General features: G+C 43.8%; 19 protein-coding genes and 1 riboswitch. Of the genes, 8 read left to right on the top strand and 11 right to left on the bottom strand.

The annotated features are described in order from the left end of the window. Nucleotides 1–61: 61 nt before the first annotated feature. On the bottom strand, nucleotides 62–781 hold the full coding sequence (locus OCV36_RS17525; RefSeq protein WP_135457088.1) for an SDR family oxidoreductase: 720 nt from the start codon (nucleotides 779–781) through the stop codon (nucleotides 62–64). Between the two features lie 258 nt (nucleotides 782–1,039). Here OCV36_RS17525 and OCV36_RS17530 point away from each other — a divergent pair, with 258 nt between their 5' ends. Further along, entirely contained in the window at nucleotides 1,040–1,945 is a 906-nt protein-coding gene (locus OCV36_RS17530) for a LysR family transcriptional regulator (protein WP_135457089.1), read from the top strand. A 53-nt stretch (nucleotides 1,946–1,998) separates the two neighbouring features. Here the strand turns inward: OCV36_RS17530 and OCV36_RS17535 are convergent, their stop codons facing one another. Continuing rightward, nucleotides 1,999–2,337 (bottom strand): winged helix-turn-helix transcriptional regulator, encoded by a 339-nt coding sequence (locus tag OCV36_RS17535; RefSeq protein WP_135457091.1) that lies wholly within the window; start codon nucleotides 2,335–2,337, stop codon nucleotides 1,999–2,001. Nucleotides 2,338–2,442: 105 nt separating this feature from the next. Between OCV36_RS17535 and OCV36_RS17540 the strand changes: the two genes are divergently transcribed. Beyond that, nucleotides 2,443–3,210, top strand: coding sequence for an SDR family NAD(P)-dependent oxidoreductase (locus tag OCV36_RS17540; protein ID WP_135457094.1), 768 nt, complete (start codon nucleotides 2,443–2,445; stop codon nucleotides 3,208–3,210). A 135-nt stretch (nucleotides 3,211–3,345) separates the two neighbouring features. Further along, the gene (locus tag OCV36_RS17545; protein WP_135457095.1) at nucleotides 3,346–3,999 is read left to right on the top strand and encodes a cupin domain-containing protein; all 654 of its coding nucleotides are present in this window, start codon (nucleotides 3,346–3,348) and stop codon (nucleotides 3,997–3,999) included. A 77-nt stretch (nucleotides 4,000–4,076) separates the two neighbouring features. Here the strand turns inward: OCV36_RS17545 and OCV36_RS17550 are convergent, their stop codons facing one another. Beyond that, nucleotides 4,077–4,715: an NAD(P)-dependent oxidoreductase gene (locus tag OCV36_RS17550; RefSeq protein ID WP_135457097.1), complete on the bottom strand. Its 639-nt coding sequence runs from the start codon at nucleotides 4,713–4,715 to the stop codon at nucleotides 4,077–4,079. A gap of 162 nt (nucleotides 4,716–4,877) precedes the next feature. On the opposite strand from OCV36_RS17550, the gene OCV36_RS17555 reads away from it, so the two are divergent. Then, nucleotides 4,878–5,774, top strand: coding sequence for a LysR family transcriptional regulator (locus tag OCV36_RS17555; RefSeq protein WP_102551302.1), 897 nt, complete (start codon nucleotides 4,878–4,880; stop codon nucleotides 5,772–5,774). Between the two features lie 137 nt (nucleotides 5,775–5,911). Here the strand turns inward: OCV36_RS17555 and OCV36_RS17560 are convergent, their stop codons facing one another. Further along, the gene (locus OCV36_RS17560; protein WP_135457099.1) at nucleotides 5,912–6,760 is read right to left on the bottom strand and encodes a hypothetical protein; all 849 of its coding nucleotides are present in this window, start codon (nucleotides 6,758–6,760) and stop codon (nucleotides 5,912–5,914) included. Between the two features lie 381 nt (nucleotides 6,761–7,141). Next, on the bottom strand, nucleotides 7,142–7,798 hold the full coding sequence (ribB, locus tag OCV36_RS17565; protein WP_004733029.1) for a 3,4-dihydroxy-2-butanone-4-phosphate synthase: 657 nt from the start codon (nucleotides 7,796–7,798) through the stop codon (nucleotides 7,142–7,144). 185 nt (nucleotides 7,799–7,983) lie between these two features. Then, nucleotides 7,984–8,134, bottom strand: a riboswitch (FMN riboswitch). A gap of 387 nt (nucleotides 8,135–8,521) precedes the next feature. Here ribB and OCV36_RS17570 point away from each other — a divergent pair. Beyond that, nucleotides 8,522–9,268: a phosphatase PAP2 family protein gene (locus OCV36_RS17570; RefSeq protein ID WP_054546294.1), complete on the top strand. Its 747-nt coding sequence runs from the start codon at nucleotides 8,522–8,524 to the stop codon at nucleotides 9,266–9,268. 52 nt (nucleotides 9,269–9,320) lie between these two features. Here the strand turns inward: OCV36_RS17570 and OCV36_RS17575 are convergent, their stop codons facing one another. The 3 genes from OCV36_RS17575 to OCV36_RS17585 form a co-directional block, all read right to left on the bottom strand. Next, nucleotides 9,321–9,683 (bottom strand): MmcQ/YjbR family DNA-binding protein, encoded by a 363-nt coding sequence (locus OCV36_RS17575; protein WP_135457101.1) that lies wholly within the window; start codon nucleotides 9,681–9,683, stop codon nucleotides 9,321–9,323. Nucleotides 9,684–9,749: 66 nt separating this feature from the next. Next, entirely contained in the window at nucleotides 9,750–10,475 is a 726-nt protein-coding gene (locus OCV36_RS17580) for a sulfite exporter TauE/SafE family protein (protein WP_017075912.1), read from the bottom strand. A 225-nt stretch (nucleotides 10,476–10,700) separates the two neighbouring features. Further along, nucleotides 10,701–11,906 carry an MFS transporter gene (locus OCV36_RS17585; RefSeq protein ID WP_135457103.1) on the bottom strand — a complete coding sequence of 402 codons (1,206 nt, stop codon included), beginning with the start codon at nucleotides 11,904–11,906 and terminating at the stop codon, nucleotides 10,701–10,703. A gap of 29 nt (nucleotides 11,907–11,935) precedes the next feature. On the opposite strand from OCV36_RS17585, the gene OCV36_RS25485 reads away from it, so the two are divergent. Beyond that, complete coding sequence (locus tag OCV36_RS25485; RefSeq protein ID WP_186437217.1) at nucleotides 11,936–12,085, top strand: hypothetical protein; 150 nt, start codon at nucleotides 11,936–11,938, stop codon at nucleotides 12,083–12,085. Nucleotides 12,086–12,545: 460 nt separating this feature from the next. Next, nucleotides 12,546–13,160: a YitT family protein gene (locus OCV36_RS17595; protein ID WP_029222369.1), complete on the top strand. Its 615-nt coding sequence runs from the start codon at nucleotides 12,546–12,548 to the stop codon at nucleotides 13,158–13,160. Nucleotides 13,161–13,295: 135 nt separating this feature from the next. Here the strand turns inward: OCV36_RS17595 and sigZ are convergent, their stop codons facing one another. Both sigZ and OCV36_RS17605 read right to left on the bottom strand, forming a co-directional pair. Continuing rightward, nucleotides 13,296–13,925, bottom strand: a complete 630-nt coding sequence (gene sigZ, locus OCV36_RS17600; protein WP_135457105.1) for an RNA polymerase sigma factor SigZ — start codon at nucleotides 13,923–13,925, stop codon at nucleotides 13,296–13,298. Then, nucleotides 13,909–14,205: an ArsR/SmtB family transcription factor gene (locus OCV36_RS17605; protein WP_004733042.1), complete on the bottom strand. Its 297-nt coding sequence runs from the start codon at nucleotides 14,203–14,205 to the stop codon at nucleotides 13,909–13,911. The genes sigZ and OCV36_RS17605 overlap by 17 nt, the downstream gene beginning before the upstream one ends. A gap of 232 nt (nucleotides 14,206–14,437) precedes the next feature. Between OCV36_RS17605 and OCV36_RS17610 the strand changes: the two genes are divergently transcribed. Further along, the gene (locus OCV36_RS17610; RefSeq protein ID WP_135457107.1) at nucleotides 14,438–15,538 is read left to right on the top strand and encodes a permease; all 1,101 of its coding nucleotides are present in this window, start codon (nucleotides 14,438–14,440) and stop codon (nucleotides 15,536–15,538) included. An 88-nt stretch (nucleotides 15,539–15,626) separates the two neighbouring features. Here OCV36_RS17610 and OCV36_RS17615 read toward each other — a convergent pair whose 3' ends face one another. Beyond that, nucleotides 15,627–16,829 carry a hypothetical protein gene (locus OCV36_RS17615; protein WP_135457109.1) on the bottom strand — a complete coding sequence of 401 codons (1,203 nt, stop codon included), beginning with the start codon at nucleotides 16,827–16,829 and terminating at the stop codon, nucleotides 15,627–15,629. Between the last annotated feature and the right edge of the window lie 54 nt (nucleotides 16,830–16,883).

Genomic DNA, 16,883 nt, shown 5'->3' on the forward strand with positions numbered 1-16,883 from the left:
ACTGAATAAGTAGTGGCGCTTTTTATTTATGCATCACAAATATATGCGTGATAATTAACTTCTATGGTTGTTGCTTAGTTGGCGCTAGAGCAATTTCACGGATACAAACGTTCTGTGGTTGTTGGTAAGCGAATGATACAGCGCGAGCAATATCGTCAGCTGCCAATACGCCGCCCATGTCTTCTTTCCAAGAATCGTAACCGTCTTTGATCTCTTGAGAGGTAGTGTGAGACAGAAGCTCAGTTTCTACAGCGCCCGGTGCGATAGTCGTAACACGAACGTTTGAAGCGGCAACTTCTTCACGAACGTTCTCAGAAATAGCGTGTACCGCGAATTTAGTACCACAGTAAGCTGCGTGGCTTGGGAATGTTTTCTTACCTGCGATAGAGCTGATGTTGATGATAGTACCTGTATTACGTTCCATCATCGGAGCAAGTACAGATTGCATGCCGTTTAGAAGACCAATCACGTTTACGTCGAACATTGTCTTCCACTCTTGAGCGTCTTGAGTATCGATTTGACCAAGAAGCATTGCACCGGCGTTGTTGATAAGCGCGCCTACAGGGCCAAATTTCGCTTCACCTTGTGCGATTGCTGCATCAAAAGACGCTTTGTCTGTTACGTCTACTTTCACTGATAGTGAGTTTGGTAGGTTCAGCGCTTCAAGGCGGTCAACACGACGAGCTAAAAGTAGCAGAGGGTGACCTTCATCGCTTAGACGACGAGCGATTGCTTCACCAATACCAGAGCTTGCACCTGTAATTACGATTAGTTTTTTCATTTTATTTCCTCTGTACTTTTATTGCGTCGGTTGGCTACGACGTGCTGTTTAAGTGCATTCGAATCAAGTGCTTGTTGCCTTGCTTCGTTGCGATGGAGGTATATTAAGGAAAATAGCATTGTTGATATATAGCGCTTTACTTGAAACACTGTTGCTGTGGTGCAACAATAAAGATGTTCACTTTATAGATTTATAGATTTATAGCGTCATAACTCTATAGCTTCATCACTTTTTAATTTCACAAGTAAGCTGGCGACCATGCTCAATCAAATTAATCTGTCAGATATTCGCTCTTTCGTGCTTATCGCTCGTTTAGGTAACTTCACTAAAGCAGCGGAGGAGCTTGATGTCTCGCGCTCCCATGTGTCGCGCCAAGTGAGTAGCCTAGAAAAACAGATGGGAGTGACATTGTTTATCCGCACCACTCGAACCTTGAGGTTGACGCACGCAGGGCAAGATCTATACGCGAGATGCGAACAAGCCTTAGATAATATAGACCAAGCATTGATTGCTGCTGTGGACGATGTCGAAGAAGTGCGTGGCGACATAAAAGTAAATTGTGTCGGGGGTTATCTTGGTGAGGTGATCATCGCGGATCTAGTGAATGAGTTTATGCAGCTTTACCCAGACATCAGTATTAGCCTTGATTTCAGTAGTAACCGAGTCGACCTGATTGAAGACGCTTTCGATATCGCTTTTCGCATGGGAAGCTTAGAAGACGCGGGCTTTATCGCAAGAAAGCTATTAGACATCGAGATGGGAACACTCGCGAGCCCTGAGTATTTCGTTCGTAAAGGAAAGCCAAGTCATCCTAAAGATCTGATCCACCATGACTGCTTAACGGGATCGGTGCGCAAGTGGAGTTTTCAAGCTCTGGACGACACCAAGAAAACGGTCGATGTGCATGTGACGGGCAGACTGCAATGTAAAAATGGGCGAGTGTTGGTACAGGGCGCGAAATCAGGCAACGGAATTATTCGTGTTCCAACCATCTATTGCTTACAAGAACTCAATGGCGGACAACTAGTGCAGGTGTTTGATGAGTGGGTGGTGCCGAAAGTGGACTTTTCAGCGATCTACCATCGAGACCGCTATCAACCAAGTCGAATTAGAACCTTTATTGATTTTGTGAAAGGCCGTTTTGAGCAAATGCCAGTCAGCTAAATGGCGCGGCCTACCTTCCTCTTTCTTTTAGCAATAGTTGGACAGGCTTGGGCTTACATCTCGTCGATTTCGTTTTGTAGGTTTTCCAGCTGGTCTAGAATCAACAAGAACTTCTCGCCGAACGGCGTCACTTGGTATTCAACTCTTGGTGGCAGTTCGTTGAACATCTGCTTATCTAAAATCCCAAACTCCACATTTCGCTTCAAGCATTCATTCAATACCTTGGTCGATAACCCTTCAACCGAGCGCACCATTTCACCAGGGCGATTAATGCCATTTGCCAGTAATTGGTAAACCGTTAGCGACCATTTACAGCCGTAGATGGTTTCTACCATACGAGTTGAACGCCCGGGTGCTGATTTTCTTGAAAAAAAGTTTTCCTGATTTTTCATAAAGATGTACCAATAAGTACCTACCTAACCGATTTGTACTTACTATTCATAGTGTTAGTTCAAGGCCTAAGATTACCACGTTCACATGACTTAGGAGATAACAAAATGAACTTCACTAAAAATGGTATTGCAGTAGTAATCGGTGGCACGAGTGGCATGGGCTTTGAAACAGCGAAGCAATTAGTCGCTCAAAACATCCATGTGTTGGTTGTCGGCAATAACCCAACTAAGTTAGATAAAGCGGTGTCAGAGCTGCAATCGTTAGGTCACGCTTCAGGCTGGCAAGCTAACCTTTATGATGATGCAAGTGTGTCTCGCCTTATCGAACACCTTGAGTCGTTAGATGACGGTAATGGTTACCTTGTTAATGCTGCGGGTTACTTCAACCCTAAAGCGTTTATTGAGCACCAAGAATCTGATTACGAGCAATACATGCAGCTTAATAAAGCGACTTTCTTCATCACTCAAGCGATAAGCAAGTTGATGATCAAGAACGGCGGTGGCAGCGTAGTTAACGTTGGTTCTATGTGGGGTAAGCAAGCAATCAAAGCGACGCCATCTTCTGCCTATTCAATGGCTAAAGCTGGCCTGCACGCATTAACACAACACATGGCAATGGAATTGGCTGAGCATAACATTCGTGTGAATGCGGTTTCCCCGGCTGTGGTTAAAACGCCGATTTACGAATCTTTCATTAAGCCGGAAGAAGTGGATCAAGCGTTAGAAGGCTTCAACGCGTTCCACCCTATTGGTCGAGTAGGTTTGCCGAAAGACATCGCCAATAGCATTTCTTTCTTATTATCAGACAGTGCAGATTGGGTAACGGGTGCAATCTGGGATGTTGATGGCGGTGTGATTGCTGGTCGCAATTAATTAGGATTCTTTTTAGGCGGCTGTCGCGTAGACAAAATAGCAGCGAGATGGCCTCCTTGATGAGTATTCGCGTAGAATAGAAACTAGAAAGACAACAATAATAATTAAAACGATAACAAGAGTAAGGTCGCCATTATGTTCAACATGGACTTTTCAAAAAAGCTGGTTATTGAAACCGAGACATTAGATTGGATCGCGAGCCCTGCCAAAGGGGTATGGCGTAAGCCGCTAGAAAGAGAAGAGAAAGAATCGGGCCACACGACCAGTGTGGTGAAGTACGATCCTGAATCTTCGTTTTCTGAGCACCCACATCCACAAGGCGAAGAGATCTTCGTATTAGAGGGTGTTTTCTCTGATGAAACTGGAGACTTCCCTGCAGGTACTTATATCCGTAATCCGCCGGGCAGCGCGCACTCTCCATCAAGTAAAAATGGCTGCACGATTTTGGTTAAGCTAAACCAGTTTGACGTGAGAGACTTAACTCAAGTTCGCATCAATACTCTAGAAACGGAATGGCTTGCAGGTATCGGCGGCTTACAAGTGATGCCACTGCATGAATTCGAACACGAGCATGTCGCTTTAGTTAAGTGGCCAGTTGGCGAACGTTTTCAGCCGCATCGTCACTTTGGCGGTGAAGAGATCTTTGTGTTGTCCGGTACCTTTAAAGATGAACATGGCGAGTATCCAAAACACACATGGATGCGCAGCCCTCATATGAGCGAGCATTTTCCATATGTGGAAGAAGAGACCGTTATCCTCGTGAAAACAGGTCACCTGCCATTGGGTTAAAGGAATGCTCAATATAAAGATGAGAAAGCCGCATTGTTTTGAACAAGCGGCTTTTTTAGTTTTTACATATGAGCTAACTAGTAAGCGACACCAATACGTTGGCGTGGGAACTTGCCTGATTCTAGTTCGTCAATCATCGCGATAGCGTAATCGCTGACGGATATTTTGCTGTTGCCATCTTCGTCGGTGAGTAATTGGTCGCCGCCTATGCGGTAGGTTGACAGTTTCTCTCCCGGGAAGATTTCTGCCGCTGGGCTAATGAACGTCCAGTTAACCTGGCTATCAGACTGTTTGAACACTTCAAGAGCTTCACCTTGTGCTAGCGCTTCGTTTTTATGCTCTGCTGGAAAGTCCGGAACGGTAACTAACGGTACGTTTGGCGCCACTTCTAATGAGCCTGCACCGCCAACCCCAAGTAGGCGCTCGATACCAAGGCTTGGTAATGCGGCTAACAATTTAGTCGCAGTATTTTTTACGATGTCGTGATTACCTAGAGCACGTCCGCCAATCGAAGTAATTACTGCATCAACGCCGGATAGCGCGGTTGCAAGGCTTGCTGCTTCATCTTGTAAATCAAATGAACGAACTTCAACACCTTTGGTTTCTACTTTGCTTGCATCTCTTACTACTGCAACCACGTCGTGACCACGAGATTGAGCTTCTTGAGCGATGTGACTACCAATCCAACCTGATGCACCTAATACTGCAATTTTCATAATGTCTCTCCAATTATCGAATTTATTGAGTCGTTTTCTCGACAGCCATTGCAGTCTAATAGCTTACTGGGTTGCGATAAATATCGTAAAATGATGTAGATTGTATCTATATAGTGATCTAATAAGATTCGGTTAGCTGCTAAACAGCTCAAGGAGAGTGCGATGGATAGGTTGACGGCGATGCGCAGCTTTGTCGAAGTGGCAAATTGTGCCAGTTTTACGCAAGCGGCAGAGCATTTGGACATGAGTCGATTACAAGTGTCGCGCCACGTTCAAGAGATCGAAGCGTGGCTAAAACAAAGACTTTTGCATAGAACAACTCGAAAGGTGAGTTTGACGGCGGCAGGGGAAATCGCATTACAACGCTGTGAAAAAATACTCCATGAGACCGCAGAGCTAGAGGTTACTGCGCTTAATCAAACCGATGATCTTTCCGGGACAATTCGAATCGCAGCGCCGATTGGGTTAACTCAAAACATGTTATTGGATGTGGTCGAGCAGTTCACTGAGCGTCATCCAAATATTACGGTAGAACTCTTTGCTTCGGATCGTTTTACTCAGTTGGTGGATGAGAGGATAGATATTGCACTTCGATATACCGATCAACCTGATGAAAGCTTAATTGCCAGAAAGCTAATGGAAATTGATTCGGTTGTGTGTGTATCTGCTGCTTATCTAGACAAGCACGGTGAACCTAAAACGATTGAAGAACTTCGACAACATAATTGCTTTCGCCATTTGAGTGTCTCTAAGTGGGATTTTGTTAAGGATAACCAACATTATTCGGTTGAGGTGTCTGGCACCATTAAAGCCAACGATGTTGGGGTGTTAACCCGCGCCGCACAACATGGCAAAGGGATCGTGCGATTACCGTGTGACTTAGCGAATCCATTGATTGCTAATGGTAAGTTGAAGCGGATTTTGGAAGACTTTGTTTCACCGAGCAGTGTGCTTTGGGCGGTGTATCTATCACGCAGCTATCAACTCCCTGTTGTACGTCAGTTTATTGATTTTGCAGCAGAAGCTTGGTCTAACGATATTAAATCTGAGGGTGTTTGAGGTTATATATCCTAAGTACACAAGTACACAAGTGCACAAGGCATAAACATATAAATACAAAAATCCGATATCAAAGGTGATATCGGATTTGAACTCAATAATTCAGAGTTCCAGCACGCTCTCCTCTCACGAAGTCTTTACATGTAATGATGTACGGATAATCGGGTGTCTATTGCCTTTTCGTTAATGTCAGGTAAAGGTCGATACAAGCTTCTAGTAATGTCCGTCAATACTTGGTCGTATACTTTTGAAACGACGGTTGATATATCGCTTGTTAATTCGTACATGCTATCTGCCGGTTGAGTTGCTTCGGTACTTGATGCGATCTCGGTGAGTGCATGCATCGCACGTGTGCAAATGGGTGACCCACTGCTTATAGGACAGATAATCGATAATTGGTTAAGTTTTCTGTGTGTCTGAGAGGCGTAGAATTTGAATCTCGCATACTCTTCTGGCTTCTCCATATCAGGGATACACATTCGTAACTTGGTCAAGATCTCCATGCAGTCCAAGATCTGTTGCCAATTCATATGGTATTCGCTACTCATGTCTTCTCGTTCAGATTGGATCAGCCAGATGATCATGACTTCATCCATCAAGAACATGCTGTGGCGAATGGTTTTACCGTGAATAGATTGGTTACGCACCAAGCTACGGTTTTGCCAATCGCTGTGCATTGCGATGAGTTTTAGATGGTAGATGCGATACATAGGACGGCTATCAAACGACACATGAGATTGAAGCAGTTCAGACACCTCAAGTATGTTGTCGTAAATATCATTCACTTTGCGAATCGAGTCGCTAGACAGCTTATAACCAAGAGCATAATGCGTTGCGGCGCGATGTTTGCGTGATAGCAGCAATAGTTCTCTGAGTAGAACTAAGGTTTCAAACCTATGTGATAGCGCCGTTTGTCTCTTTTTGGAAAAATGAAATAGGGCAGCAAGTACTGCTATGGATAAACCAACTGAAATAATTACAAACATATTTAACTCCTAATATGTGCATACCTACTTAGTGGTAGTGCAGACACCGTGCCAAAATTAATAAGTGTTATATTTCAGTGGTTTATGTTTTTTCTTTATTTATGGATGATCAATGATGGTGCATGACTTCACCATTCGAGTGAATGTTTCTCATATTTTGCAGTATTTTTTGAGAGGTTACGCTTTTTTTGTGATTAGGCTGGGGAGGTTTCGATAGGTAGGGACACTTCGGCGGTCAATCTTTAGCTCGTCTCAAAGTACGGAAATTAAAAAGGCCTCATTCTTTAATGCTATTAACTAGAAACAGCATTAAAAAGTGAGGCCTTTCAATATTTACTAGCGATCCAATTATCGCCAGCGCGGGACACTGACGATTAAACGTTACGCAAGCTTAAGGTCGAACTCAGTGCGGTACATCACCATATCTTCAATGGTCAGTACTGGCATGTTGTGCATTTTACCGAAAGCAACGATCTCTGGCGCTTTTGCCATCGTGCCGTCTGGATTGGTTACTTCACACAGTACACCTGCCGATTGAAGACCTGCCATTTGCATAAGATCCACAGTGCCTTCTGTGTGACCGCGGCGAGCAAGTACGCCACCTTTGCGAGCACGCAGTGGGAATACGTGGCCAGGGCGAGCAAGGTCAGTAGGCTTAGCTGTTGGGTTTGCAGCTGTCTTGATCGTTGTTACACGGTCAGCGGCAGAAACACCTGTTGTTACACCAACTTTTGCTTCGATAGTTACGGTAAACGCAGTTTGGTTTGCGCTGTTGTTATCAACAACCATAGGTGGAAGTTCAAGTTGATTTGCTTGCTCGTCGGTTAGACACAGGCACACAATGCCGCTGCATTCACGGATCATAAGCGCCATTTGAGCATTGGTTAGGTGTTCTACTGAGTAGATGATGTCGCCTTCGTTCTCGCGATCTTCATCGTCAAGTAAAAGTACGCCACGACCTTCGCGTAGAGCTTGCAGTGCGTTTTCAACGCGAGTGATTGGTTCGCCAAATTCGGCAAGTAGTGAAGACTGATTCATGGTTAAACTCCTAAAATATCACCAGAATCAGGGCTGTATGAGGGATCTCAACCGAGCACAACAAAGCCAACTCATTACAAGAGGCTTTAGCTCATTATGGTTTTATCCAAAACGAAATGCACCCGCCTAAGTTGGAGGCATGAACCCAATAAATAGGCACGCCTTTCCAACTTAAACGAGTGTGTTTTCATTCTCTCTCATCCGGACTATGACCGTCGGCTCTGGCATCTCACCAGATCTGCTGACCTCGACGAATCGAGCGCTCGCGGGCTTATCTTTAGATTTTGCTAAGGACATACCGCCGGTGGGGAATTTCGCCCCGCCCTGAGAATAAAAATTAATAATTTGTTTTGCTTTGAAAGCAGACCAGATGGTAATCCTTTCAATAGTGGATTTAAAGGACTGACAGCAAAGTTTTTTAGAATCTGCTCTTTGAATGCGGTAAGTGCTCATTTTATCAACGAAACAGACATCACTTGGTTTGCATACACAGTTGTGCGTAGATTTTTGATGTTTGAAAGGATTTTTATGTGTCTATGAACATGAGTGTGTGTCCAATTCATATCGTTGATAAAGCAAATGTTTATCAAATGAATGCTAACGTGGCTTAATAATTCAATATTGTTACACCATGACGTCTTACTGACCGTTTTGACATAAAATTGATATTAGCGCTGCTAAGCTGCGATAGCATCCGGACACTTTACCTAAAAGATCTTAGCCATGACTTCTCTGTTCTCTAACAAATCCAAAGGCTTATTACTTCTCGTTCTAAGTTTGTATTCTCTCGTACCTTTTTTGATCTTTGGATCGAACTTTGACCTTGGAAGTGCGGTTTTGCCTTTCTATGGTGCCTTCATGACGTTCGTGACGTACTCAGCAGGCAATCAAGGATTCTTGGTAACGCTAGCTGTTTTGTCTCTGGCATTGCTCACGATGAAGTTTTCCAAAGCTAAGCTAGTCAGCCTGTGTCTGCAGCTTGGCCTGTTGTTGGTTCTTAGCTTTACAGCGAAAACCTTCTTAAAGCATTCAACAGAAAGCCCTCGACCTTATTCTGAGTATTTGGTGACGCAAGAAGTTGTCGAAATGCCAGAAGTGTTTTATGAACTGCCACTGGTAGAAAAGAACGCAGCGATTGCATCTGTGCAAGATAAGGTGAGTGAGTGGCGAACGCGCCACTGGTTGGGTGAGACTGACTATTCTTTCCCATCTGGACACATGATTTTCGTCGGTGTGTGTTTGGCGTTCTTCGGTGGATTGTTTTTAGAAGCGAAGCGTTTTTATTTGGTAGGTGGTTTACTGGTTTGGGCTGGTGGTGTCGCTTACAGCCGAGTTTGGCTTGGCATGCATCGCCCAGAAGACTTAGCCGGGTCTATCGCTTTTGCAGGTCTTATCTATTTATTGGTGCCGCTTATCTCAGAGCAAAAAATAGAACGCTATTTACCTGCATTTTTGAAACAGACTTCCTAGGGATCCTTTCTCATTCCGAAAGAGGGCTCAGATTAGCAATACGTGATAAACGTTATTGATTGAGCCCTAGTTCTGCTTGTTTCTTTTTGGTTAGCCCTAATGAAACAATTCGGTGTGATTCAGTGATGTAGTATCTCAGCTCCTCATCCCTTTCTGATGTGCTTTCAAAAAGTTGAATCCACTTCATTCCGCGCGAAGCAAAGTAGGGCGCGGGTTTATAGCCCAGTTCCTCCTTCAGAAAGTCGAAGTTCTGATCGGATGCCTTAAAGATAAACGCAGGCTCGTCGTTAGGCCCCCAACCACCAATCGCAAACACCTTCCCACCTACTTTCCAAACGTGAGAGTTATTCCACTGCATCACATAGCTGGTGGCAGGTAGTGACTCGCAGAATGCATTGAACTCGTCGTATGTCATAGGAGTGTCCTTTCAATAGATGGGTGTGTTGGAACGGTTCTTATTTATCAGTGTTTTCGTTATGAACTAGCCTGCTAAGCCCTGCCAGATAGCAGTAAAGCCACTGATAGAACATAACAATAAAGAACCGATACGTATCTTCTCTTTTGGAATGCTTTGCGTTGTCATTAACGCCACTTTGTAACCCAACCAAGCCGCAGGAAGCAACGGGATTGTGATAATCAAATGGTGCATCGTGAAGAAGCCAATTGGGATCTGTACCAGTAATGAAATGATAGAACTAAACACGAAAAACGCAGAAAGGTTACCACGAAGTTGATTGGCATCTTGGTGCTGAAGTAGTAACGCCATTGGTGGACCACCAATACCTGAACTGGTGCCAAAGAATCCTGAGAAGAATCCAGCAATGCCCATCTTGGTCGGTGTTGGCTCTAACCTAAACGGCAGCAAGCTGACAATCACCGCAAATACCACTAATAAGCCTAACCACAGAGACAACACGCTCGTTGAAACCATCACTAACAAAGCACCACCTGCAATAGACCCCGGAATGCGTCCAAGCAGTGCAATTTTTAATCCGCCGATAGAAATGTTTGCTCGGTGTTTAAACGCATTGAATATAGAAATGAACAGGCCAACGAGACAGATAGGCGCGGGTACGTAGTCAGGTGAGACTAAAAACAGCAGTGGGGCTGCCACAATAGCCAAGCCAAAGCCGATTGCGGTTTGCACAAACGAGCCGACAAAAATGAGTGCCATCGCGATAAGTACTGTCTGATCTATGTATTCCATAAGCCTGCGGATTAATTTTAAAGGAGCTAACGAATACTATAAATTAAAACGAAAAGAATAGTCTTATTATTCAGTGAGGTTTATGCAAATATCGACCTTTATTATTGTCGATATAACGGGCAACGAAAAAGAGAGCGAATACCTCAGGATGTTATCCTTCAATACTCACTCTCTTTATTGGAATGACTGTTGGTTTTTAGCTGATGGGGGAGTCAGCGTTAAACGTTAAGCCATTGCCAATTTCAGGCGTTCAATAGGCTTGTCATTAATTGGTAAATGGATAAGCGCAGCCGCAAATGCCAGTATCACTGTTGACCACCAGATTGGCTCGTAAGATCCGTAGTAATCGTAAATACGACCACCAACCCAAGCGCCTAAGAAACTACCCACTTGGTGAGTAAAGAAAACCAAACCGTACAGAGTAGATAGGTAACGCGCACCGAAGATCTGACGAACTAGTCCAGAGGTGAGTGGTACCGTTCCTAACCAACAGAAACCAATCGCCGCACCAAAGATAGCAGCCGTTGATTCAGTTACTGGAAGAGTCACAAACGCACCAATAACTACAGTACGAACTAAGTACAGTGCCGACATTACATGACGCTTGCTGAACTTATCGCCCATCACACCCCAGAAATAAGACCCGAAGATGTTGAAAATACCCACATAAGCCAGTGCCATTGCTGCACTGCTCGCGGGTAGGTTTTTGTCGGCTAAGTAGCTCGGTAAGTGCGTTGCGATGAACATCACGTGGAAACCACAAACGAAGAAGCCTGCGTGAATTAACCAATAACTTTTGTTCGAAAATGCTTCAGACAGCGCTTCTTTTAGTGTCTGAGTGTCTTCTACTTGTTTATTGGTTGCCGACTTCGGCGCTCGCATAAACAGGGCAAAAGAGATCATGAAACAACAAAGCACGCCAAATACTTGCATCGCACTTTGCCAGTCGAATTCGTTCAACATGTATTGTGCACCTGGAATCACAGCGAACATGCCAAACGAACCTGCTGCTGTGGTTAAACCAAATGCCTTAGCCGCGTGCTCTGCAGGTACTACTTTTGCTACTGCACCTAACACGATCACATAGCTTGTCGCACTCAATCCAAGGCCAACGAGTGCGCCCAATGAAACGTAAAGCATGCTTGATTCGGTAGAAATTGAGGTAAGAAGTAAACCCAAACCGTAAGCACATGCGCCAGCAATAATGATGCGTCTTGCTCCCCATTTGTCTGCGGCCATACCCACAAAAGGTTGGAACACACCGAACAGCAGGTTTTGTAGAGCAATAGCGAAGCTGAAAAACTCTCGCCCCGTGCCGAAATGCTCTGAAATTGGCATCATGAAAATGCCGAATGATTGTCTGATCCCTAGACTGATAATAAGTGTGCCGATCCCAAGCCATACCAGTAAAGGAAAACGGAAAATGCTCATTCTAATACTCTTAAATTAATGGTGGTGATGTGAGTGGTCTTGCGCTGACATGTGTTGGTCAGTCATCTCATGGTGATGTTCGTGTCCAGAATGCTCATGCGCTGACTGCTGGTGGCATCCACTGCTCACGGCATGCTGAGCCAAGAGATCAATCAATGGCTGACTGTGATGCACAATAACCAAACTAATGACGAGGAATAGCGTCATTCTGGCCAGTTGGGCAAAAAGAGATTGTGAAAACATAAGGTGTTTACATGCGCTCAATGTTGTAAGAAGTCGCGCATCATAATGACGAGTAGTGTATGTATCAAATGACCTTTTGTGATTTAGTCTATGCGTTTTATGCATAGATTTAAGCATCGTTAGAATTAGGGCGAAACGTGACCAATAAAGAGGAAAACTCGAAGCTCACTCATTCAGTGATAGAAACATGCAATTAATAATGAGAGCCTGACTTCAGGTTTTTAACTATCTGTTTAATTGAAGATTTCACAAAACTGTAAAAACTAATATACAAACTAATCACTAAGTAACATTGGCCGTTCACTCGACTTATCTGTCAAACATCGTAAATTTGGGCGTAAATCGTTTCAAAACTACTGAAATGCGATGTTCAAAGATTCAGGGAGAGTCATTCACATGGATAAAGATCATAATCTTCGCGAAAACTTACTGGCACTGCTCTTAGGTAGCGCACTGGTTTCACTTGGCGTTATCTTTTTCAATCAAGTCGGTTTGCTCACCGGAGGCACGGCTGGTCTAGCGATCTTCATTACCAAAGTAACAGATCTAAGTTTTGGTCAAGTGTTCTTCGCGCTCAACTTACCTTTCTATATTTTGTCGGTTGCTCGTATGGGCTGGCGTTTTACCATCAATACCTTTATCGCGGTTTCGATTGTTTCGTTCGCTGTGGACCATTTGTATCACGTGATTCAGATTGCCGAAATTCATGCACTGTATGCAGCTTTAATCGGTGGTGGCTTGATTGGTACCGGCATGCTGGTGATCTTCCGTCATAAGATGAGTTTGGGTGGCTTCAACATTTTGGCGTTATTCTTACAAGAACGTTTTGGTATTCGAGCGGGCAAAGTTCAGATGGCGTTAGACTGTACGATTGTAGTGCTTTCACTGTTTATTGTTGACGTGTCACTGGTTCTATTGTCTGTGCTTGGTGCGATAGTCACCAACTTGATTCTAGCGATGAACCATAAACCGGGGCGCTATCAACCGGTCGTCAAAGCGGAAGCAGCGTAGTAAGTGGAAGCAGAGTAGTTAGGTTCGCTCAAGCACTAGGTTAGCTTAAGCAAAGTGATTTGCAGATTATAAAAACAACAAAGCCAGCATCAATTGCTGGCTTTGTTCATTTCAATAACTATTTCGATGTAGCCATTAGCAGTTGCTGCAATCGTTGTCTGGCTTGAGCTCGCAGTCAATCACATTGCCTTGTTGATCAAGTGACAGGTTACAACACTCTTCAAACAGGTTTTTAAGATCCCCGCGACTTTTCTGAACACGAGACTTAACGGTCGAGTAGCTGATGTTTTGAGCCTCTGCGATCTCTTTTTGGCTTTGGCCTTTGATGTCGACAGCAAGCAGTAATGATGAACTTTGTTCAGGTAGCGCCTGAATAAAGGGTTCAATACATAATGAAAGCTTCTGTTTGAACTCAGAATTGTGGTCTAAATTGGTAAACCATAGATCTTCAGCATCAATTTGGCTGTCACGTTGTTGTCTAGCATGCTTACGATAGAAGTCGATAATGGTGTGATTGGCTAATTGGAATAGCCACGATTTTACGCTGCTTGTATCTTGGACTTTGTCTAGGTTTTGATAAGTCTTAATCAAGATCTCTTGAAGCAAGTCGTCTACATCGGCGGTGTTGCTCACCTTAGAATGCAAGAATGACTTTAACGCTTGCTGATACTCAGCCCAAACCTGTTCTAAGTCCAAAGATGCCCTATTCAAAGATGCCCTATTCAAAGGTGCTCCGTTCAAAGGTGCATTAGTTGCACTGTTCATTTACGCAACACTCGTCTTGTAAGAAATCAATCACGCCTTCTAGACATTCATACTCCGCCACGCAGAATAACGTTCTTCCTTCTCGTCTTTGGCTGATTAGTCCTGCCGATGCCAAGCTTGATATGTGGTGAGAAAGGGTAGACCCCGGAATTCCGAGCTCTTCTTGTAAGCCGCCAACCGCAATGCCTTGGTAGCCAGCTTTAACGACACTCTTATAAATAGTTAGGCGAATAGGGTGACCCAACTCTTTAAGTGCTTTCGCAACGACTTCTAAGTTCATATTAACTCCTCAAGATTTAATTTCGATATTAGTCGAAATATAGTCCGAATACAAATGTAAAAATAGTGATTCTATAACTTATTGAAAATTATTCCTTTTAAAAGTTAATTCGATTTTTATCGAAATAAATCTTGATCTGTTATGAAATATTTCTATAATTCGAGAATATTCGAAATTAAGGGTTGGTTACTTTCCTCATAGAGTCCCGCCTTAAATCCAGTTTGGAGTTATTATGAGCAATGAAATGTTAACAATGCTAAAAGACGCACTTGATATGTTCGCTTTCTTAGCAGTAGAGCTAATCATCCTTTTTTTGGCGATCAGCTACATTGTTGGGATTCTGCAAGAGTTTCTTACGCCAGAAAAGATTCAATCTATCTTGAGCTCACGTAACGGTAAGGGCTATGTGGTTGCAGCACTATTGGGTGCGATTACGCCTTTCTGTTCATGTTCGACGATTCCTTTCCTAAAAGGATTGCTGCGTGCAAGAGCAGGTTTTGGTCCAATGATGGTGTTCCTATTCGGTAGCCCACTCTTGAACCCGGTGATCATTGGCTTGTTCGTGATTACGTTCGGCTGGCAAGTAGCTGTGTTCTACTTCTTAGTAGCAATGACGGTATCGGTAGTGGCAGGTTACGCACTTGAGAAGCTTGGCTTTGAGCGTTACGTAAAACCTGAAGCTTATGAATCGACAAGTTCTTCTTCAAGCTGTGGGACTAGCTGTGATGATTCTGCTCCTAAGAAAGCAGCGCCAGCGAAGGAAGAATCTTCATGTGGTACAAGTGCATGTGGTGAACCTGCACCTGTAATGGCTAAAGAGACATCTTGCTGCGATTCGAAAAAAGAAGAGCCACAAGTTACTGTTTCATGCTGCTCAACGGATGGAAGCGCGACGGCCGAAATCGTAGAGAAGAAAGAACCTAGCCGTTGGATGAGAATTTGGTTCTCAACTTGGAAAGACTTCAAACAAGTATTCCCTTATCTAATGATGGGTATCGCGATTGGTTCATTCATCTACGGCTTCATTCCTACAGACCTCATTGCACAGTACGCTGGTGAGGGTATGTGGTATGCGATTCCTGTAGCGGCTGTGATTGGTATTCCACTGTACATTCGTGCTGAAGCGGTAATTCCATTAAGTGCTGCTCTAGTTCAGAAAGGTATGGCGTTAGGCTCGGTAATGGCATTGATCATTGGTAGTGCCGGTGCAAGTTTGACAGAAGTTATTCTGCTTAAATCAATATTCAAAAATCAAATGATTGCAGCATTTCTATTCGTTATCCTAAGTATGGCGATGGGTGCAGGTTTCCTATACAGCTTTATTTTTGCTTAATAAAAAATAGCAAAATAGCAAAATAGAAAGATAGATAGCAGAAAAATTAAAGAGCTCACGATTGTGAGCTCTTTTCTATACCGGTGACCTATATAGAACAGGATAGCGCTGCGGATATGCCTTTGGTTGCGAATGCATTAGCTGAAAGTACATCGCAATGATGACGGTTAACAGTATCTCCGTAACTGTTGGTTATGCCTGGAAACTGGAATCGATACATAGGAATTCCAAATCGTCTTTCCTTTTGTTGGCCAATCCTATTCTTACCAGTCCATAACACTCGGTTCTTAGCGGTGTAAGTGATTTTGTGCATTGCATCAAAATGTTCTTCATGACGTTGCATTTGATCGTACAACTCGACAACGCGTTGTCTGGTGAAGTTTAAAGTAGTCGATGGTTTTAGCTTTGTTCCCCAACCAATTAATACTTTCTCCATAAAGTCTCGGGTGACCAATCCCGGCCCTGTGAGTAATCCACTGCCTTTGCTACCGCCAGAGGTATTTGCATTGCCTACCAAAGTTGAATGTCGGCCAGGCATAAAAGTGGTGTAGTACTTGGTTGAACTATCTAGTCTTGGCATCCGTGCTTTGAATGCGAGTGAACGTTCATCTTCCGCAAAAACACACACCAGTTGTTTTACATTCTTACCGAGTGATTTGTAGTCTTTGAATGAGTTTAGTCCGCCAGGAACAGGATCACAGGCAAAGATGTTGACGGAGATATCGCGAAGCTTCGGGTCTTTTAGCATGCGATTGGCAAGTTCGAAACAACTGACACCACCACGACTCCAACCGACAATGTTTACCTGACTGATTGGTTTACTTTGGCGCTCTAGAGCTAAGTTTTGTTGTCGAGCAGCAAGACCGTGTTTTAAATCTGCTGCGAGCACCTTTGATTCTTTTACCCATTCTTGATATTGCTTGTTAGCGGCAAACGGCCATGCTGATTTTTCAGGACGAGTTTCACTGAGTAATCCTTTCGCTCGTGTTACGTAGTCGTTTTTATCTTTTTGAGTCCCGCGCATAATATTAAGTACATGACGCATGTTGCTATCGATGCCTTTGCCTTGCAGCGTTCCTCTAATCGTTGAATACGTGTCGTCTTTGGCTTGCTTCAACCATTCGTTTTGGTTCCCACTACCAACTCCATCGACTTGAATGTAGTCGATCATATCTCTGCCCGTTGCATTCTTCGCGAGCGTCGAAATCAATTCGCCAGAAACATAGTTTTTATGATTGTTGTCTTCTGAGTTTGAGCCTGTGCCACAGAAGAATACGGTTAATACGCTCATCCTTTGCCTTTAACGCGATTAATTAAGATTGGAATCAGTATAGAAGTGATATGA

Origin of the sequence: Vibrio echinoideorum (assembly GCF_024347455.1) — a bacterium.
Lineage (GTDB): Bacteria > Pseudomonadota > Gammaproteobacteria > Enterobacterales > Vibrionaceae > Vibrio > Vibrio echinoideorum.